Below are 17527 nucleotides of genomic sequence, written 5' to 3'. Positions count from 1 at the left end.
CGATGACTGACGGAACGCCCACTACACTGACCGACCGCATCGAAGCCGCACTGCGAGACGTGCGCGACCCGAACGCCGACCTCTCCGTGTTCGACGCAGGGTTCGTCGAGAACATCGACGCAGCCGACGGCGAGGTGACAATCGAAGCCGACCTGACCGCGCTGGACGGGCAGACGAGCACGCAGGTCGTCCAAGCGATGCTCCACGCGGTCGACGACGTGGACGGCGTCGAGAGCGTCCACGTCGAACGGACGACACCGACGAGTGAGGGGCAAAGCGGCGTCGAGTCCTTCGACCGCGTCGTCGCCGTCGCCAGCGCGAAAGGCGGCGTCGGCAAGTCGACGGTCGCCACGCACCTAGCCTGTGCGCTGGCCGCCGACAACGATGTGGCACTGTTCGACGCCGACATCCACGGGCCGAACGTGCCCGAACTGCTGGAGGTGAGCGGTCCGGTCCACTCGAGCGAGGCGGGCGACCCGCTCCCCGTCCGAGCGGGCGACATAGACGTGATGAGCGTCGGCCTGATGGAAAGCGGCGCGCCGCTGGCCTGGCGCGGCGCAATGGCCCACGACGCGCTCGAGGACCTGTTCGAGAACACCGCCTGGCGAAACGACGAGGTACTGGTGCTCGACCTGCCGCCAGGGACCGGTGATGTGGTGTTGACGACGCTGCAGGAGGTCCCCGTCGATGGTGTGGTCGTCGTCACGACGCCGTTTCACGCGAGCGTCAGCGACACCAGCCGGACGGTCGAGCTGTTCCGCGACAACGACGTGCCGGTGCTGGGAACCGTCGTCAACATGGCCGAATACGTCTGTGACTGCTGTGGCGAACCGAACGACCTGTTTACCGGCGACGCGCTGGGAGACCTCGATGCGGCGGTGCTGGCCGAACTCCCGTTCTCGCACGACCTGCAGGGGACGCCAGCACCCGGCAGCGTGCCCGACGCTGTCGGCAGTTTGGGGGACGCCGTCGAGTCCGCCCTCGACACCGCCGGCGAAGTAGGCGTCGACCCGACCGCCGATATCCGGGGTTTGCAACCACAAGAGCGCAAAGACCGGGTTCGCGAACGGTTCACCGCGCTGGACAGCGGCGAGCCGTTCGTCCTCGTCAGCGACCGCGACCCGACCCCCGTCGGGCAGTTCCTGGGCCGGCTTGCGGAGGCGCCACGTGAGGCCTTCGACCCGTTCGAAGTCCGTCGGGAAACACCCGAGGCTTGGGTGCTGGAGACAGCCAAGCCGTAGGTATAGTCGCTGGCAGTAAGCAGTGACAAATAGTATCACGCCGCCAGCGCAGGTCTAAAGGCATAATTGTCCGCACCCATAGTAATACGGTAATGACCGCTATACTCGTGGCGGCGGGCCGACTCGCTCGCGGTCGCATACGTGTCAGGTCCCGGTGGGCCGGAGGGGAAACGTGACCGACGCGTTTGCGGTGATGAACGCTATCGGACTGGTCGGGTTCGCATTCGTCGGCGCGGCGAAAGCCATCGAAGAGCGCTACGACGTGTTCGGCGTCACGGTCGTCGGCGTGATGACGGCACTGGGTGGCGGGACGACGCGGGACCTGCTGTTGAACAGGGTTCCGAACTCCCTGCAGTCACCCGGCGAAGTCGCCCTGTCGCTGCTTGGTGTCACCGCCGCTGTGCTGTTCGTGCATTTCCTCGATGACGGGCACCAGCATCCGGTCGTCCTGACGGCCGACGCCATCGGGCTGGCGGCGTTCACTACCACCGGAGCGTTGCTTGGTCAGCAGGCCGGCCTCCCGGTGTTTGCCGTCGTCGCGCTGGCGACGGTCAACGCGGCCGGCGGCGGCGCGATATCGGACCTGCTGTTGGGCCGAACGCCCTTTATCCTCCGTGAGGATTTCTATGCGTCCTGTGCTGTTATCGGCGGCCTCGCCTTCTGGGCGCTGGCACAGATTGGCGTGAGCGTCAGCGTAGCATCGGCCGGGTGCGCACTCGCAGTGCTGCTGGCCCGAGGACTGGGCATCGGCCGCGGGTGGTCGCTGCCGACGGTACAGGCGTGGGAGCGACGCGACGCGCAGTAGGACGGCGTTATTTCTCGTTCGGCCACCATCTGAGCGTGAGCGCGACCGACTGGTCCAGACTGAACACGTCCGACGAACGGTCGACAGTCGCGGTTTCCGGGCAGTCGATGTCGGTACGCTCGTCGGCGATTTCGACGGTGATTGTCCCCTGTCCTTGCTGAAAACGGTCGGCAAGTGTCTCAAGTTCGGCCAGCAGCGCCTCGCGGGACATCGTCGTTGTCCGGATGGTGTTTTGCTGGGAATGTTCGCCAACGACAGGGTCGATATCCACGTCCGCAGAGCGGTTCGAGAGGACGGCGTTGATGGCCGCCCCGAGCAGTATCACCAGCCCGATGATGTACAGCCAGCTCAACAGGACGAGGATGCTGGCGATGATGTTCCCGCCCGTCGAACCGGATTTGAACGCCGTGAAGAGAACCTGCGCGACGGTAAGTCCGATTGCGGCAAACGCGACGCCGGGAACAACTTCAAGCGGTGAAACGTCCGTGTCCGGGAAAATGTAGTACATTGGATAGAAGACAACGAACAATCCGGCGGCCCGGACCAGCCCACTGGCGACTGCCCACAGCGGGCCACTTCCGGTCTCGGGCAGGACACTGCCGAGCGCGCTGGCGCTGAGTATCGCCACTGCGACGGTCACGAGCAGTACCAGCCCGTCGCCGAGCTGGTCGAGGAAGGTGTTCGACGCGCCCGTCTCGTAGATGTCGGAGAAGGCCGTGTCAAGCCCCCGGAAGATTCGCAGCGAGCCCCAGAGAAGAAAGCCCACGCCCAGCGCCGACACGGACGCGTCGGCCTCGGTCAGTCCCTGCTGGATGATGCCGCTTGCCTGCGTGGTCAGAACAGCCTCCATGATGCCGACGATGGAGGCCCGTAGCGTGACGTTCTCCGTTCGCTGGACGAAGGTCAACACCAGCAATAACAGCGGAAGAATCGACAGGAACGCGTGGTAGGCTATCGAGCCAGCCATGAACGTGAGCCGTTCCGCCCTGATTTCGTGAACGAGAGCGCGCAGAACCTCCTCCGTACGGGCGCGACTGAAACGCATACGCGGAATTCGACGCCGAGAAGCAAATAGACGCCGCCGTAGCGGACGCTCCCCGACGCCGCCGGCGAGGCGGGCGTCGGTCCAACCGCCGATAGGTGCGGTTTGTCACCCCAGAACCGGTCTGTCACGACCCCAAGTGAGAATAGCAGTTCTGTGGAGTGACCACCCGTAGAGAACACGTCTAGTCGCCGCTACAAATCCGGGGAGCGCCCCGGAGCGTCACTACTGATGTATGACCTCTCGGGTCGTCGTTGCCAGCGACGCGTAGAACGGTTCCCGTGTTTCTGACTCGACTTGCTTGAGGAACTCGTCAGTCCAAGCAGCGAGGTGCTCCTCGAAGAACTGGTCAAGCTGGTCGTCGAAGCCCGCTTCTGCCAGATAGGCAGCGAACTCCAGTTCCGTGGCGATATGGTCCGGGAGGTCCGAATAGGCAGCCGCGGGCTGGACGCCGAACTCTCTGTACCAGCGCACGACAGCCATCGTGGCTGGTCCCTTGACCGGGCCGAGTGCATCCGGGTCCTCACCGTCACGATAGACGCTCTCGTAGGGTGGACACGGTGGTCCCGCTGGACCGATGAACAGTCGGGTGTACTCGGTCCGGAGACGATGTCGGTCAGCCGAGCCGATGTCGCCAACCACCGGAGCCAACTCACCGGCTTCAATGGCTTCGGTCAGTTGCTCGGTCGGTTCTCGCCAACATTCGGCGAGGACAGCGTAGGTCGCCGCGGCGTCCGACCGAAACCCATCGCTCCCGATGTCGTGCTCAGGAGATCGCTCACGTGTGGTGGAGGTGTCAGTCTGTCCAGTCATTGTCGTTCCTGTGTGCCGCCATCAGTTGCATACTGTCCGTCGACTCGCTGAATCGGGACGTACTTGAGGCCGAGCGTGACGATGAGCGCGCCGAAGGCGACAATACCGAGGGTGACAACCACCTCGACCAGCGTCGGGGTGTAGGCTCCGGCAGTCGCCCAGATGCCGGTCGTGATGCCGGCATACTCGCCACCGAGCGAGATGCCCGGTGGGAGGTTGATGTTAGCGACCTCGTATCCCGTGAACACCAGACGGATGCCTTCGAACATTGTGCCAAAGACCGCGAGAAGGCTCGCGGTGAAGATGACCGACACGCGCTTTCGCAGCGATGGAATCATCAGCATGACAAGCGGGACTGCCCCGCCGACGACGGTCCAGAGCCAGAAATAAACGGACTCGCCGATGAGGAAGCTCTCTGTGATGGCCCAGAACTCGAAGTGGTTCGCCCAGGCGTGGGGCAGTCGTTCGGCCGCAAGGAGGTACACCACGTGAAGCGCGAGGAAGATACCGAGTAGCTTGCCGAGGCTCGTGAGTTCCTCGCGGTCGACTTCGTAGTTTGTGAGCCGGTCTGCGAGTACCGACACGACCAGCAACAATCCGAGTCCGGAGACGAGTGCCTTGGCGATGAACACCGGTGCGACAAGGGGGCTGAACCAGTCGCCACGTCCGATCTGCGTCGCGAAAATCCACCCGGTCACCGAGTGAAGGGCGACTGCAGTCGGGAGTGCGAGTGCCGCGGTCCAGAACATGAGCGTGCGGTCACGCTCGCGTCCGGCGTCGGTGTCATCGACACCCAGTGCAAGTGGCGACCCCCGCGCAGCAAGGTCACGCCGAGTCAGGAGCCACAGATACCAGAGGTTTAGCACGCCGTAGAGAATGACAATCCCGAAGTCCCACACCATCGGCGAGCGGAAGTCCGGCGAGGTGAAAAACTGGTAGAGCCGCTCGGGCCGCCCGATGTCCGGCAGGATGAGCAGGCCCGCGACCGTGATACACGCGAGACTGACCAGCACGCCAAGCCGCGCGAACCCTTCGTAGCGGTGTGAGTGGAAGAACTTCGGTGCGCTCGAAATGATGAGCCCGCCGGCGGACAGCCCGACGAACAGGACGAACATCATGATATACAGGCCCCACGAGAAGACGTTGCGCATCCCCGTGGCCACAAGGCCCGTGGTGAGTTGGTAGCCCCAGGCTGCCAGTCCAGCGACCATGAGGCTCGCGAGCAGGCCGAGCCACAGCTTTCCTTTCGTTCCGAAGGCCGGAATCGCGATTCGGGATGAGTCAGCGGCCATCAATCATCACCTCCGGACCCCACTGCTGGGACGTGTGGAGCTGCATCACTCTCGATGGAGTGGTGGCTTCCACCCGAGCCACTGCTGTCGCTTTCACTGGCCTCAGCTGGCACGTCCTCTGACCCATCGGACCACGGAGAGACATCGTCGAGTTCGCTCTCCATTTTATCCGACGTCTGTGGCCGACCGGGGCTCATCTCGCCGCTGATGTAGTGTGTCTTCGGGTTCGTCCCGCGGTCTTCGAGGAGCTGGTCTGTCTCGTATTCGTTGATGTATTTCGAGACGGTGCTTCCCTCGTCGTCGAGGTCGCCGAAGATGCGTGCGTCGGCCGGACAGTTGACGACACAGGCCGGGTCGAGTCCCTCGTCGACGCGATGGCTACAGAACGTACACTTCTCGACGACGCCCTGTGGCCGGGCGGCAACGTCACCCGTCCCCGCCTCGGGCATATGCTCGGGTTCGTCCCAGTTGAACACCCGCGCGTTGTACGGGCAGGCGGCCATACAGTAGCGACAGCCGATGCATTTGTCGTAGTCGATTTCGACGATTCCGTCGTCCCGGGTGTACGTTGCGTTGACCGGACAGACCTTCACGCAGGGCGCGTTTTCGCAGTGCTGGCACGCCGTCGGCTGGTACTGCATATCTAGCGCCCCGCTGCCGCCGTCTTCGGGGTAGCCACCTGACGGGGTGTCCATCTTGTCGCCGCCCTCCGTGAGGACGCGGTTCCAGAACTGTCCCATCGGGACGTTGTTCTCCTGTTTACATGACACTGCGCATGCCTGACAGCCGATACACCGCTCCTGGTCGATTACGAGGCCATAGTTCGTCATCGTTAGTCACCTCCCACACGTGATGTTTCAGCGCCAGTTCCACGCGGGTTGTCCGTTTCGTACTTCTCCGTGTCAAGGTCGTCAGGAGCCGGCTCGACGGCGACACGGACATCGTAGAACGACATTGTCTGGCCGACTTCGCTGACCTCGTTGTGCGTGAGGTCGTTGTGGTGACCCTTGAGGTAGTCACGCGACCACCATCCCTGGTCAGTGTTTACCAGCCCCGGCTGGAATGCCTCGTTGTATTTTGCCTTCACAATCATCTCGCCGCGGTCGTTGTACACGCGGACGTACTCGCCGTCCTCGATACCACGAGCTTTCGCATCCGATGGATGGATGTCCAGCTGCGGCTCGGGGTTGACCTCGCGCACCCAGTTCACCATCTCGTACTGTGAGTGGATGCGGAACCGACTGTGCTTCTGCATGAACATCAGCGGGTACTCGTCGGCCTTTTCGTAGTCGTCGGCTGTCCGGTCTTCGAGCGGCCGTGGGACGTCGAACGTCACGCCCTCCTCGCTCGGGGCGTCATCGTCGTACATTTTGATGCGCCCCGTGTCGGTGGGGAACTCGTCGGTGTACTTGACGATGGGAACGTCCTGCTTCTTTTGAGTCCCCTGCTCGAACAGCGTCTCGAAGTCGATGGCGTCGTCCCGGCTGGCGAGTTCCCGAAGCATCTCGCGTTTCGTCTCCGGGAAGTAGTCGCCGAAGCCGAGTCGTTCCGCGAGCCCGCGAACCGCGTAGTAGTCGTCTCTGGCCTCCCACATCGGTTCTTGCACCTTGTGTCGGTACCCGAGGTGTGGATGGGACCCCCAGCCGGAAGTGATGTCCTCCTGTTCGAACCAGTGTGGGGCCGGGAGGATGATGTCCGCGTGCTGGACCGTATCCGTGTGGTGCATATCCGCGACCACGTACATTTCAAGGCTCCTGATGGCCTTTCTGAACCGCTGGCGGTCCGGGAACTGGTTCCCCATCATGTTCGACTCGATAGAGTAGACAGCCCTGACCTTGTGCGGGTCACCGTCGATCATCGCGTCCGGGTATTCGGGGAAGAACAGCGACGGTCCGGGGTCGGCGTCCTCCGGAGTGCCCCAGCCACCGGTACTGAGCGACGCACCGCCGGCATGGTGCGCGTGGATGTTTCCGTGCCGACCGTAGTCACCGGTCAGCCCCATCAGCATCGCATAGGTCTGGCCGAAGACGTGCCCGTGTTTGTACCGCCCGATCGCGTAACTCGGGGCGATGCCACCGGGGCCACGAGTCGCCAGCCATCGGACTGCAGTGCGGATGTTCTCCGCGTCGACGCCGGTCTTCTCCGCGACTTTCGATGGGGCGTAGTCAGCGACGTGGTCCCGGAGTCTGGTCAGCGCTGTCTCACATTCGATGCCGTCGACAGTGAACTCCCCAAAGAGGGCATACGGGCCGTCGGTCTCAGGTTCGAGTTCGACCGGCGTGTTGCTCCCCTGCTCGACGGCGACAACCTGGTCATCGCTGCCGTCGTCGAAGACGGTGCTCGATTTGAGCAGGTCACCAGTGTCTTTCCGGACCAGCGCCGGACCGGTCGTCCGCTTCCGAAGGAACTGTTCGTCGTACGTCTCGTCTTCGAAGACGGTGTGCATCATCGCAAGGGCGAGATGCACGTCTTTCCCGGGCTTGACCGGGAGCCACAGGTCGGCTTTCGACGCTGTCGTCGTATATACCGGGTCCACCACGACAAGCTTCGCGCCGCTCTCGACGGCATCGAGAACCTTTGAGGCGTCCATCTGGAACTGACTGGAGAAGATGTCCGACCCCCAGACGATGATGGTGTTCGCGTTCTCCCAGTCCTCGGCCTCGTTCGTCGGTGGCAGGAAGAAGCCGGTCCCAGTGACCCGGTTGAATCCGCGACCGACGTTGGCGTCGATTCCCCATGCAGACTGGGTTGAGCCGAATAGAGAGGCCAGGCGGCTGAACGCCTTGCCGGTCTGGCCGTAGTTCCCCGACCCCTCATGGAAGAGGACGCTCTCTGCGCCGTGGTCTGTTTTCAACGACTGCATCTTGTCGGCGACGAGGTCGAGCGCCTCGTCCCACGAGACGCGCTCGAACTCGGCATCCGGACCGCGTCCGTCGGGATTGGGCTCGTCGGGCGACCAGTCGGTACGCTTCATCGGGTATTTCAGTCTCGTCGGGTCGTACACGCGCTGGGTGTGTGAGAGCCCGAGCACACAGGCCCGCTTGTACTGCTCATCTTCCGGCGGGTGTGGCTCGACCTTTCTCACCTGTCCGTCACGGACGTGGACATCGATGGGACACTTCCCGCGACAGTTCGGCGAACAGACGGTCTGGATGACGTCATTTTGCCCGACGTAGTTCTCGATACCCGTGTTGTGCTTTGACGCCGCCGTTTGGTCCCCGCGTTCGGCCAGTCCCTGAAGGAACTCACCGCCGCCGAGACCAAGGGCAGCAGCCGCTCCCCCGGCTTTCAGTACATCACGCCGATACAGCCCATCGTTGTCAGTCATCGTCGAATCCCTCAGGTTTGGTCGGTCGCTCGTCTGCACCGAACTCCGCCAGCACCGCCTCGTGGTACTTTTCGTGGAATTCGGCGTCGCTCAGCTCCCCATTTGAGACGCGGATCGCGTCACGAGCCATCCGTAGCCCCAGATCAGTATCGTACTCGACGCCGTCGAGCATCGCTGTTGCTTCATCTTCCCACTCCTCAATCGGCGTCAATCTCGGTTGCTGTGGGTTATTCATGGCTCTAGTTGTCGATTTCTCTCGGAACTCGGTAGGAAACGCGCTGTATTATGAAGGGATTTAAATACAGGTGAGAACCGCGCCACTCAGCTTGAACCCACGGTGTAGCCGATAGGCCGATGGCGTGTCGAGAAGCTAGACTGCCGACCGAAACGCGGTTTCACCCATGGAACGGCCTGTTCGCGTTTGTCTCGGTCGCTACAACGCCGGCGTCGATGCTACCGCCAGTACGTCTTGACCGAGAAAATGAGGTTACGGGTCGAAGGCAGCCGTCGCGAGTTTCGATTCAACGGCGTTCAGGCGCTGAGAGAGCGCAGATTTCGAGATACCGAGTGTCGATGCGAGGTCGTCGAGAGTCGTCTGTCTGGGCTGCTGGTAGTAGCCTCCGTCGACCGCGATTATCGCTGCTTCCCGTTGTTTTGTCGTGAGACAGGCGAGGTCGACAGTCGCAGGGTCCGACTCTGTCTTGTTGTCCTGCCGGGATGTCAGCCGTCGCAGGCGCACTCGTTCAGCCGCTGGTTGCAACTGCTCGACCAGCTCGCTGATGACGCTCCGGTCTGAGACGTACGTCTCGATAAAAAGTGAGTCACCGTCTACGCGCCGGGTTCGTGGTACACACCCGACCTCGCTAAACGCCAGACAGAGACAGGCGTCCCCGACCTGATTTGTCGAATGCAGGACCCGCGGGGTACCAGTTTCATCAGAGACGGTCATTTCCGCGTGACAGACTCCGTCGTCGATCTGGTTATGAACGTTCTCGATGTCTGCATCCGGATCCGAAAGTGGACACGAACAGTCATCGGGCAGTTCAATTTCGAACAGAACCTCAATGGTCCGTTCGGAAGCGGTGCCCGTTGTTGTCCCTGTGAGCCCGCTTTCGGATTGGTCCATTCTGTCTGTTCATCTCCGACGTTCAGTTAAATACGTTTTGTCGATTCTCATCGTAACCGACAGACATCGGCAGGTTTGTCCAGAACGTTCATAGAGAATAGCTTCCTGATGTCACGACGGTTCCGAATATGAACTGTGCCACGTCGTGTCTCAGATAGACGGCGTCGGGGCCATGTTCACAGGTTGGTGTCACCAGAGACACAAGATAAATGCCGCCTCCGCCTGATACATCGACAATGGTCCTCTCGGACGTTTTGCTTGCCCCCCTGGGACTGGCCGCCCTCCTCCTTACGGTGCCGATCGTCGTGCTGTATCTCATTCGACCGGACCCGCAGGAACTCACGCTGCCGACGTTCCAGTTTCTCGTCGCCGGAGAACGCCAGCAGTCAGCGACGCCGTTTCTCGAACGGATCTCACGGAGCCTGCTGCTGCTGTTGCAGGTGCTGGTCGTGCTGGTGCTCGCGGTCGGACTGGCGACACCGTACGTCACCGTCTCCGAGCGGGCGACAGTAGCGGAGACGGTCATCGTCGTCGACACGAGCGCGTCAATGCAGACCGACGCTGACGGCCAGACGCGCTTCCAGCAGGCCGTCGCGGCCGCCCGAGATGAGGTGACTGGGACAACCTCTGTCGTCACGACGACCAACGGTGGCGAGGTGGTACTCCAGCGTGGCACGCCGACAGCGGCCCAAGGAACGCTGGACGGACTCAGTCCGACGGATGCGCCGGGAGCGCTCAGCGGCGCTATCTCGCAGGCAGCCTCGCTCGCCGGCGAGAACGCCAGAGTCGTCGTCCTGAGCGATTTCGCGGGCGAGGAGTGGACGACCGCGGTCACGACGGCTCGCGGGCGCGGGCTCTCCGTCGACCTCCAGCAGTTCGACGGTGGGGGCGACGGGAACGTCGGCTTCATCGACCGGCGGTTCTCCGGCTCGGCGGTGACGCTGTCGGTGAAAAACTACGGCGACTCGACCGTGACCCGGACCGTCCGGCTCGGGAACGCCCAGCAAGAGCTCCAGCTCGGGCCTGACGACGTGGGTTCGGTGACGCTCCCGGTCCCGGCCGGTGGGAGTGAGGCCCGGCTTAGCCCAGGCGACAGTTTCCCAACGGATGACAGCGTTTACGTCGCCGCACCGGCGGACGCGGCCGTCGACGTGCTGGTGCTGACAAACGACCGGAATCGGTACCTGACCACCGCGCTGTCGGTCGTTGACCGGGTGAACGTGACAGTCAGGCAGCCGCCGACAACGATTCAGGGCGACTACGACATCATCCTGTACAGCAACGTCGACAGGAGTTCGTTGCTCCCCGGGAACGTCGAAACCGGGCGCGAACTGGTCGAAGACGGTGGCGGCGTGGCGGTGCTGGCACAGGACAACCTCCCGCAGCGGTACCGGGACCTCCTCCTCATCGAACCCGGCGAGACCAAGGCGGGCGCGACGGTGGGCCAGACAGCACAGACACAGCTCACCCGCGGCATCGACTTCCAGCCTCCCGACGAGTACGTTTCGGGCTCGCTGCGCTCCGGGTCGGCCCAGGTACAACTGAGCGACGGGACGCCGCTCATTGCGACCGAGGACCGGAACGGTGGCCGCCTCATGTACTACGGCTACATCGAGGACCGGTCCAGCTTCAAGTTCAATTACCAGTACCCCGTGTTCTGGAAGCGGGCAGTGTACTACCTCGCGGACAGGGAACCGCTCCCGGCGCTGAACCACGAGACCGGCGAGACCGTCCGGTTCGGAAACACCACTGTCGAGGGGCCGGCTGGCCCTGTCTCCGGGAATTCGGTCCCGCTCCAGCGTGCCGGCCTCTACCGGAGCCAGAGCCGGCAGGTGAGTGCGTCGCTGCTGGACGAAAGCGAGTCAAACACCAATGTCGAAGCACTCGACCAGCGCTCCGGGACGGCCGGGAACCTCACCCGGACCGAACGGCGGTCGGTGCCACAGCCGTTGACCGAGTACGTCGCGCTAGGCGGGCTGGTACTCGCACTGGCCGAGGTCGGCTATCTCCGCCGGCGGGGTGACCTCTGATGGCGGTCTCCTACACCCTCACAGAAGGACTCACCGTTGGTGTCGAGCAGCTGTGGCCGCTGCTGGCCCTGCCAGTCGCCATCGGTCTCCTCGCATATCTCATCCGGCGTGGCGAGGGCGGGACGCGGTCGGCCTCGAACCGGAGCCGCCGACTCCTGCTTGCCAGCCGCGTGCTCATCGTCTGCCTGCTCGTGCTCGGTGCGATGGAGCCGTACACCGTCCAGACCCGGGAGACACCGGGCGAGCCGGGCGTGACACTGCTGACAGACGACTCCGCGAGCATGGGCATCTATCCGAACACGACCGACGCGCTGGTACGGGATATCGAGGACGAGGGCGTCCCGGTGACGCGGGCGACGATCGGTAGCGGGTCGAACTCGCGGCTCGGCGACGGCGTAGCGGCAAACCTTCAGGAAAACGGGACGGTTGTCGTCGTCTCCGACGGCCGTGTCACGGAGGGACGAAGCCTTGCAACGGCTGCCGAGGACGCCGCCGGGCTCAACGCGACCGTCCACAGCGTCACTCCCCAGTCGCCACGAACAGAGCGAGCCGTGACGATAGCCGGGCCGTCGACGGTGAGTCGCGGCGTCCGGTCGCAGTACACCGTCTCGATGGAGGGCGTGAGCGTCCTCGAACCAGTGCCCGTCGAGGTGACCATCGACGGCGAGACGGTCACCGAGGGTGAACTCCGGCCGGACGGGACGCTCACCGTCGACCACACGTTCGAGGCGCTCGGGTCACACCGGGTGACCGCGACACTGTCCGGCGACGACGAGTACGCGCGAAACGACGTGTTCTACAAGAGCGTCCGCGTCGTCGAACAGCCCGACGTGCTGTACGTCTCACAGGGAGAGTACCCGCTGCGGAACTACCTCGACTCGCTGTACAACGTCTCGACGGCCTCGTCAGTCCCGGCGGACCTCGATGACTACGCCGCCGTCGTCATGCAAGACACGCCGTCGGGCAATATGGGGAACACCACCGCCCTGCAAGACTTCGTCATCAACGGCGGCGGGCTGGTCGTCGCGGGCGGCGACAACGCCTACGAGAACGGTGGCTACGAAACGTCGCCGGTGGCCTCGATGCTCCCGGTCCGGGTCGGGAACGCGACCGGCGGCGAGTCGAACATTGTCATCCTCGTCGACGTGTCCGGCAGCGCTGAGAGCGGCCTCTCGGTACAGAAAGCTGTCTCGCTTGACGTGCTCGACCAGCTCGGCGACGAGAATCAGGTGGGTGTCGTTGCGTTCAACCAGAACGCGTACCGCGTCTCGGAGATGCAAGCGCTCGGTCAGAACCGGGCGGAGACTGCCGATAAGATACGGCGGCTTGAAAGCGGCGGCGCGACGGACATCGCCGTCGGACTTCAGGGCGCTGACGAACTGCTGGACGACCGCGAGGGGACGATCATCCTCCTCAGTGACGGGCAGGACCGGCTCGGCCCGCCGGCGGCCGTTGCCAACCAACTGGGCCGCGAAGGGACCCGCGTCGTCTCGGTCGGCGTCGGCAAGCGCGTCGGCGTCGCGACGATGCGTCAAATCGCCAGCGAGTCCGGCGGCTCGTACTTTGCGGCCGACGAGACCGAGCGCCTGCGGCTCCTCTTTGGCGGCTCCTCGCGGCGCTACCAGGGCGAAAACCTCACCATCGTCACGGAAGACACGTTCATCACCGCCGGCGTGGAACTGACGGCCAATCCCGGCCAGGCGAACAACGTCCAAGTCAAGCCCGGAGCGGACTATCAGGTCGCCACCGCGGACGGGAAGCCGGCCATCGCCTCCTGGCGGTTTGGGCTGGGCCGCGTGGTCTCTATTACCGCCTACGATTCGGATAACACGATGGGCGGCCTGCTTGACCGACCGGACTCGCTAGTCGTCACGAAATCGGTCAACTACGCGGTGGGTGACCCCATGCGCACACAAACCGGCGTCACAGCGGTCGGCGATGCCCGCGTGGGACGGCCAACGACGCTGACCTACCAGGGCGATAGCCGCCCGGACGCGGCAAACATCTCCTTCCGTCAGGTCGGCGACGGCCGGTATCGCGGCGAGTTTACGCCCAGAGAAGCGGGGTATCAGGCGGCGCTCGACACTGAATATGCGGCGAACTACCCCGTCGAGTACGCTTCCTTCGGCCCAAGTGACAGCCTCGATGCGCTCGTCGAAACGACCGGCGGACAGACTTTCACCCCAGACCAGGGCGAACAGATAGCCAGTGAGGCACGCCAGAAGTCCACCCGGGTCCGCACCGTTCAGGACACCTGGGACTGGGTCGCCCTGCTCGGCGCGCTCCTGCTGTTCACCGGCGAGGTGGTCGCCCGGCGTGTTCAAGTGTACCGCGGTCGCACCTCTCTGGAGAGTGGTCTCCCGTGAGCGCAATCGGTCGCCGGATCAACCTCGGACTCGTGGTGTTCGTCGCCCTCTCGATGGTTGGCACCGGCGGAACGACGGTGCTGTACCAGGACTCAGCCAGCGACCTGCGCTCGCAGAATCAGGAGCTTCGCCAGCAAAACGCCGAACTCCGGGAGAATCTAGACGACACCAGAAATGACTTGGAATCTACCCAGACCCGCGTTGACGAACTCGAAGACCAACTGGAGACGCGGTCGGAGGACGTCGATCAGGTCGCGACCAATCTGAACCAGACAGAAGAACAGTTGAACGCCACAGAGAGCCAGTTAGCAGAGACTCGGCAGTCGCTCCGCGATAGCGAGGACCGCGTCGAAGAACTGGAGGGGACAGTCGATGACCTGCAGGATGAGCGCGACACGCTCCAAAACGAGGTTGACGACCTTGAGTCGACGATCGATGATCTGGAGAGCGAAAACGAGGATCTAGAGGACGAGCGTGCCGAACTGGAGGACCAGGTGTCAGACCTGCAGGACGACATCGACAGTCTGGAATCACGGATAAGTACGCTCGAAGACGATATTGAGGAGCTTGAAAACCAGAACCAAGAGCTGCGAGACGATATCGAGACGCTCTGTAGCCAGCCGGAGAACCAGGAGAAAGCTACCTGCGAGGGCTACTGATGGACAAACCAGATACAAACATCGGAGAGAACGGCAGTGAGGAGCCGCCTGAAAGCGAACAGGCACAAGCACGCGAACGGATGGCCGCCGCCATCGCCGAGGTGAGACGCGAGGGAAAGAAGGCGGCGTTCGTCTACGCCATCGTTGACGCGGTGTTGCTCTTTCTTCTGGTGAACATCCTCCTGACAGTCCTCTCGCCGGCCGAACTCCCGACACAGGTGTCGGTTCCGGCGGCGGTGACGGACCCGGTTGAGGCGGCTGTCGGCCGCTCGGTACCTGCGCTGTCGTTCCCGACAGGCGCAGTCGTTGGCATCGCCATCGGAGTGTGCTGGCTCATCGGCGAGTATCTGTACCGAGTCCGTCAACCGCTCGTCGAGCAGTTCGAGGCGGCGAACGCGAACGTCACCGACGCGCTCCGAACGGCGCGGGATGCGGTGGAAGACGAGGCCGAGACACGGATGGCGGCCCGGCTCTACGAGGATGTCCTCGATGGGCTGAAACAGAGTTCAAGCGTCGCGCTCGTCGACAGCCGGCGACTGCTCGGGACGCTTGTTGTCGTTATCCTGCTGAGTCTGGCGACAGTGCAGGTAGCCGTCGTGGACATCGGCCTGCTCGACCGCGACCCGGTCGAGACGGAGTCACCAAACGACCGGCCAAGCCAGTACGAGGGGCTCGAAGACGGCGACGCGATACTCGGCGACAGCGAGGACGTACAGGCGGGCGACGAGAACCTCACCGCCGAGATTGACTCGACGGGCGGCGACGAAGAAATCGACCGGAGTCAGTCGTTCCCGTCGTCGGACACCGAGGGGCCGGGGAGCGGCAGTGGGACAGTCGACAGCCAGCAGGCCGGGTTCGCCGGTCAGGAAGACGTCGAGGATGCGGACCTCATCCGCGAGTACAATCTCAGGATTCGAGATCAGGACACAGACGACGAGGACACCGACCCATGAGCCCAGAGCAAGACATCGACGAACTACAGCAGAAGATCGCGAACGCACGTGAACAGATCAGCACGCGGATCGTCGGTCAGGAGGCGGTACTGGAGCAACTGCTCATCTGTATCCTGGCCGACGGCAACGCCCTGCTCGAATCGAACCCAGGGCTTGGGAAGACGACGATGGTCCGGACCGTCGCGGAGGTGACCGACCTCCAATTCTCCCGGATTCAGAACACCCCGGACCTGATGCCGTCCGATATCACTGGGACCGAGATTATCCGCGAGACCGACAGCGGCCGCGAGTTCGTCTTCGAGAAAGGGCCGGTGTTCGCCAACGTCGTACTGGCCGACGAGATCAACCGGGCAACGCCGAAGACACAGGCCGCCCTGCTGGAAGCGATGCAGGAGAAACAGGTGACCGCCGCGGGCGAGACCTACGAACTGCCGCGTCCCTTTTTCATTCTGGCCACCCAGAACCCGATTGACCAGTCGGGGACCTACGCGCTTCCGGAGGCCCAGACCGACCGCTTCATGCTGAAGCTGCTGGTCGATTATCCGGACTACGACGAGGAACGGACTATCGTCGACATGTACACCGCTGGGGCAGAACAGGTCCCCGTTGAGCGGTCGCTGACCCGCTCAGAAATTCAGGCGATACAGCAACTGGTCCGTGAGATGCCTATCGCAGACGACCTGCGCGACCGGGCAGTCCAGCTCGTCCGCCGGACGCGCGAGGCCGACGACATCGAGTTCGGTGCCAGCCCGCGGGCGAGCATGGCACTCGTCCAGACGGCGAAGGCCCGGGCGTTCCTCCACGGCCGTTCGCACGTCACCGGCGAGGACATTGAGGCGCTGGCAGCCCCCGTGCTCCGCCACCGGATTATCGTTGACTTCCGGGCCGAGCGGGAGGGTCGAACGGCGGACGACCTCATCGCAGCCCTGCTGGAATGAGCGACTCAGTGACCGCGGTTCAGCGGGCGGCACAGCAAGAATGGGAGGGACAGTCGTGACTATCGAACCGGACTTTCTCGACGAACTCGGCCGGTTCACCGCCGCGCTGAACCGCCAGACGACCTCGATTCGGCAGGGCGACCAGCAGTCCCCGCGGGTCGGCGAGGGGCTCACGTTCAGCGATTACCGGCGGTACTCGCCGGGGGACGACACGCGACGGATCGACTGGAAGCTGTTTGCCCGGACGGAGGAATACTTCATCAAACAGTACGAGGAAGAGCGGAGCCTGACCGTCCACCTGCTCGTCGACACGAGCGCGTCGATGGACTACGGCGACGCGACGAGTCACAAGTTCGAGTACGCCGCCAAGCTCGGGCTCGGCTTCGCCTACCTTACCGCGGAGGAAAACAACGACTTCCAGTTCTGCACGTTCCGCGACCGTGTGAACCGGATCGATACCGGCCAGTCGAACCGCGGCGAACTCCTCTCGCTCATCGACCAGTTGAACGAGATGACGCCCGGCGGGACGGCCGATTTCGAATCCGCGCTGGAAGCGTACGCCGAACGCATTCGGTCGCGCTCGCTCGTCGTCGTCTTCAGCGACTGTCTGGCCGACCCGGAGGCACTCGAATCCGGTATCGCCGCGCTCGCACGCAACGACGCCGACGTGTTGCTGGTCCGCGTGGTCGCGCCAGCGGAACGGGACCCTGGCGTCGTCGGTGACGTGCTGTTTGCCGACCCCGAGAGCGACGAGACACGCCGATCGTATTTCAGCGGCTCGCTGGCGGAGACGTACCAGTCGCGGCTCGACGCCCACATCGATTCGGTGTCAAACCGCGTTACGGCACTCGGTGCAGACCACGTACTGATCAATACCGGCGAAGACTACTTCGACTCGTTTGCGAGCATCTGGCTACAGTAGCAAAGCGGCAGC

Annotated in this window: 15 protein-coding genes; 8 read left to right on the top strand and 7 right to left on the bottom strand. The window is 63.5% G+C overall.

The window, feature by feature from the left end; translation table 11 throughout:
• Window positions 1–2: 2 nt before the first annotated feature.
• Both G9C82_RS00150 and G9C82_RS00145 read left to right on the top strand, forming a co-directional pair.
• Window positions 3–1241: a P-loop NTPase gene (locus tag G9C82_RS00150; RefSeq protein ID WP_127013054.1), complete on the top strand. Its 1239-nt coding sequence runs from the start codon at window positions 3–5 to the stop codon at window positions 1239–1241.
• A gap of 172 nt (window positions 1242–1413) precedes the next feature.
• Window positions 1414–2046: a trimeric intracellular cation channel family protein gene (locus tag G9C82_RS00145; RefSeq protein WP_319946521.1), complete on the top strand. Its 633-nt coding sequence runs from the start codon at window positions 1414–1416 to the stop codon at window positions 2044–2046.
• 7 nt (window positions 2047–2053) lie between these two features.
• Here the strand turns inward: G9C82_RS00145 and G9C82_RS00140 are convergent, their stop codons facing one another.
• The 7 genes from G9C82_RS00140 to G9C82_RS00110 form a co-directional block, all read right to left on the bottom strand.
• Window positions 2054–3091, bottom strand: coding sequence for a YhjD/YihY/BrkB family envelope integrity protein (locus G9C82_RS00140; protein ID WP_127013053.1), 1038 nt, complete (start codon window positions 3089–3091; stop codon window positions 2054–2056).
• 222 nt (window positions 3092–3313) lie between these two features.
• The gene (locus G9C82_RS00135; protein WP_127013052.1) at window positions 3314–3901 is read right to left on the bottom strand and encodes a molecular chaperone; all 588 of its coding nucleotides are present in this window, start codon (window positions 3899–3901) and stop codon (window positions 3314–3316) included.
• Window positions 3898–5193, bottom strand: coding sequence for an NrfD/PsrC family molybdoenzyme membrane anchor subunit (gene nrfD, locus G9C82_RS00130; RefSeq protein WP_127013051.1), 1296 nt, complete (start codon window positions 5191–5193; stop codon window positions 3898–3900). The genes G9C82_RS00135 and nrfD overlap by 4 nt, the downstream gene beginning before the upstream one ends.
• Window positions 5193–6023, bottom strand: coding sequence for a 4Fe-4S dicluster domain-containing protein (locus tag G9C82_RS00125; RefSeq protein ID WP_127013050.1), 831 nt, complete (start codon window positions 6021–6023; stop codon window positions 5193–5195). Before G9C82_RS00125 ends, nrfD begins: the two co-directional genes overlap by 1 nt.
• 2 nt (window positions 6024–6025) lie before the next feature.
• Window positions 6026–8521, bottom strand: a complete 2496-nt coding sequence (locus G9C82_RS00120) for a molybdopterin-dependent oxidoreductase (RefSeq protein WP_127013049.1) — start codon at window positions 8519–8521, stop codon at window positions 6026–6028.
• Window positions 8514–8756 (bottom strand): 4Fe-4S ferredoxin N-terminal domain-containing protein, encoded by a 243-nt coding sequence (locus G9C82_RS00115; RefSeq protein ID WP_007190086.1) that lies wholly within the window; start codon window positions 8754–8756, stop codon window positions 8514–8516. The genes G9C82_RS00120 and G9C82_RS00115 overlap by 8 nt, the downstream gene beginning before the upstream one ends.
• Window positions 8757–9008: 252 nt before the next feature.
• A complete protein-coding gene (locus G9C82_RS00110) occupies window positions 9009–9647 on the bottom strand; it encodes a helix-turn-helix domain-containing protein (RefSeq protein WP_127013048.1) in 639 nt (212 codons plus the stop codon).
• 236 nt (window positions 9648–9883) lie between these two features.
• Between G9C82_RS00110 and G9C82_RS00105 the strand changes: the two genes are divergently transcribed.
• Genes G9C82_RS00105 through G9C82_RS00080 form a run of 6 tightly spaced genes read left to right on the top strand, consistent with a single transcriptional unit; the run spans window position 9884 to window position 17515 of the window.
• Window positions 9884–11677, top strand: coding sequence for a VWA domain-containing protein (locus G9C82_RS00105; protein WP_127013047.1), 1794 nt, complete (start codon window positions 9884–9886; stop codon window positions 11675–11677).
• The gene (locus tag G9C82_RS00100) at window positions 11677–14043 is read left to right on the top strand and encodes a VWA domain-containing protein (RefSeq protein ID WP_127013046.1); all 2367 of its coding nucleotides are present in this window, start codon (window positions 11677–11679) and stop codon (window positions 14041–14043) included. Before G9C82_RS00105 ends, G9C82_RS00100 begins: the two co-directional genes overlap by 1 nt.
• Window positions 14040–14702: a DUF1664 domain-containing protein gene (locus tag G9C82_RS00095; protein WP_004960708.1), complete on the top strand. Its 663-nt coding sequence runs from the start codon at window positions 14040–14042 to the stop codon at window positions 14700–14702. The genes G9C82_RS00100 and G9C82_RS00095 overlap by 4 nt, the downstream gene beginning before the upstream one ends.
• A complete protein-coding gene (locus G9C82_RS00090; RefSeq protein ID WP_127013045.1) occupies window positions 14702–15655 on the top strand; it encodes a hypothetical protein in 954 nt (317 codons plus the stop codon). Before G9C82_RS00095 ends, G9C82_RS00090 begins: the two co-directional genes overlap by 1 nt.
• A complete protein-coding gene (locus G9C82_RS00085; RefSeq protein ID WP_004960702.1) occupies window positions 15652–16593 on the top strand; it encodes a MoxR family ATPase in 942 nt (313 codons plus the stop codon). Before G9C82_RS00090 ends, G9C82_RS00085 begins: the two co-directional genes overlap by 4 nt.
• Before the next feature lie 55 nt (window positions 16594–16648).
• Entirely contained in the window at window positions 16649–17515 is an 867-nt protein-coding gene (locus G9C82_RS00080) for a DUF58 domain-containing protein (protein WP_049939149.1), read from the top strand.
• Window positions 17516–17527 lie beyond the last annotated feature (12 nt).

It is taken from the genome of Haloarcula sp. R1-2 (genome assembly GCF_011627385.1).
Classification (GTDB): domain Archaea; phylum Halobacteriota; class Halobacteria; order Halobacteriales; family Haloarculaceae; genus Haloarcula; species Haloarcula marismortui.
The sequence above is the reverse complement of the archived record's forward strand: the minus strand, read 5'-3'. Positions and strand labels throughout refer to the sequence as shown.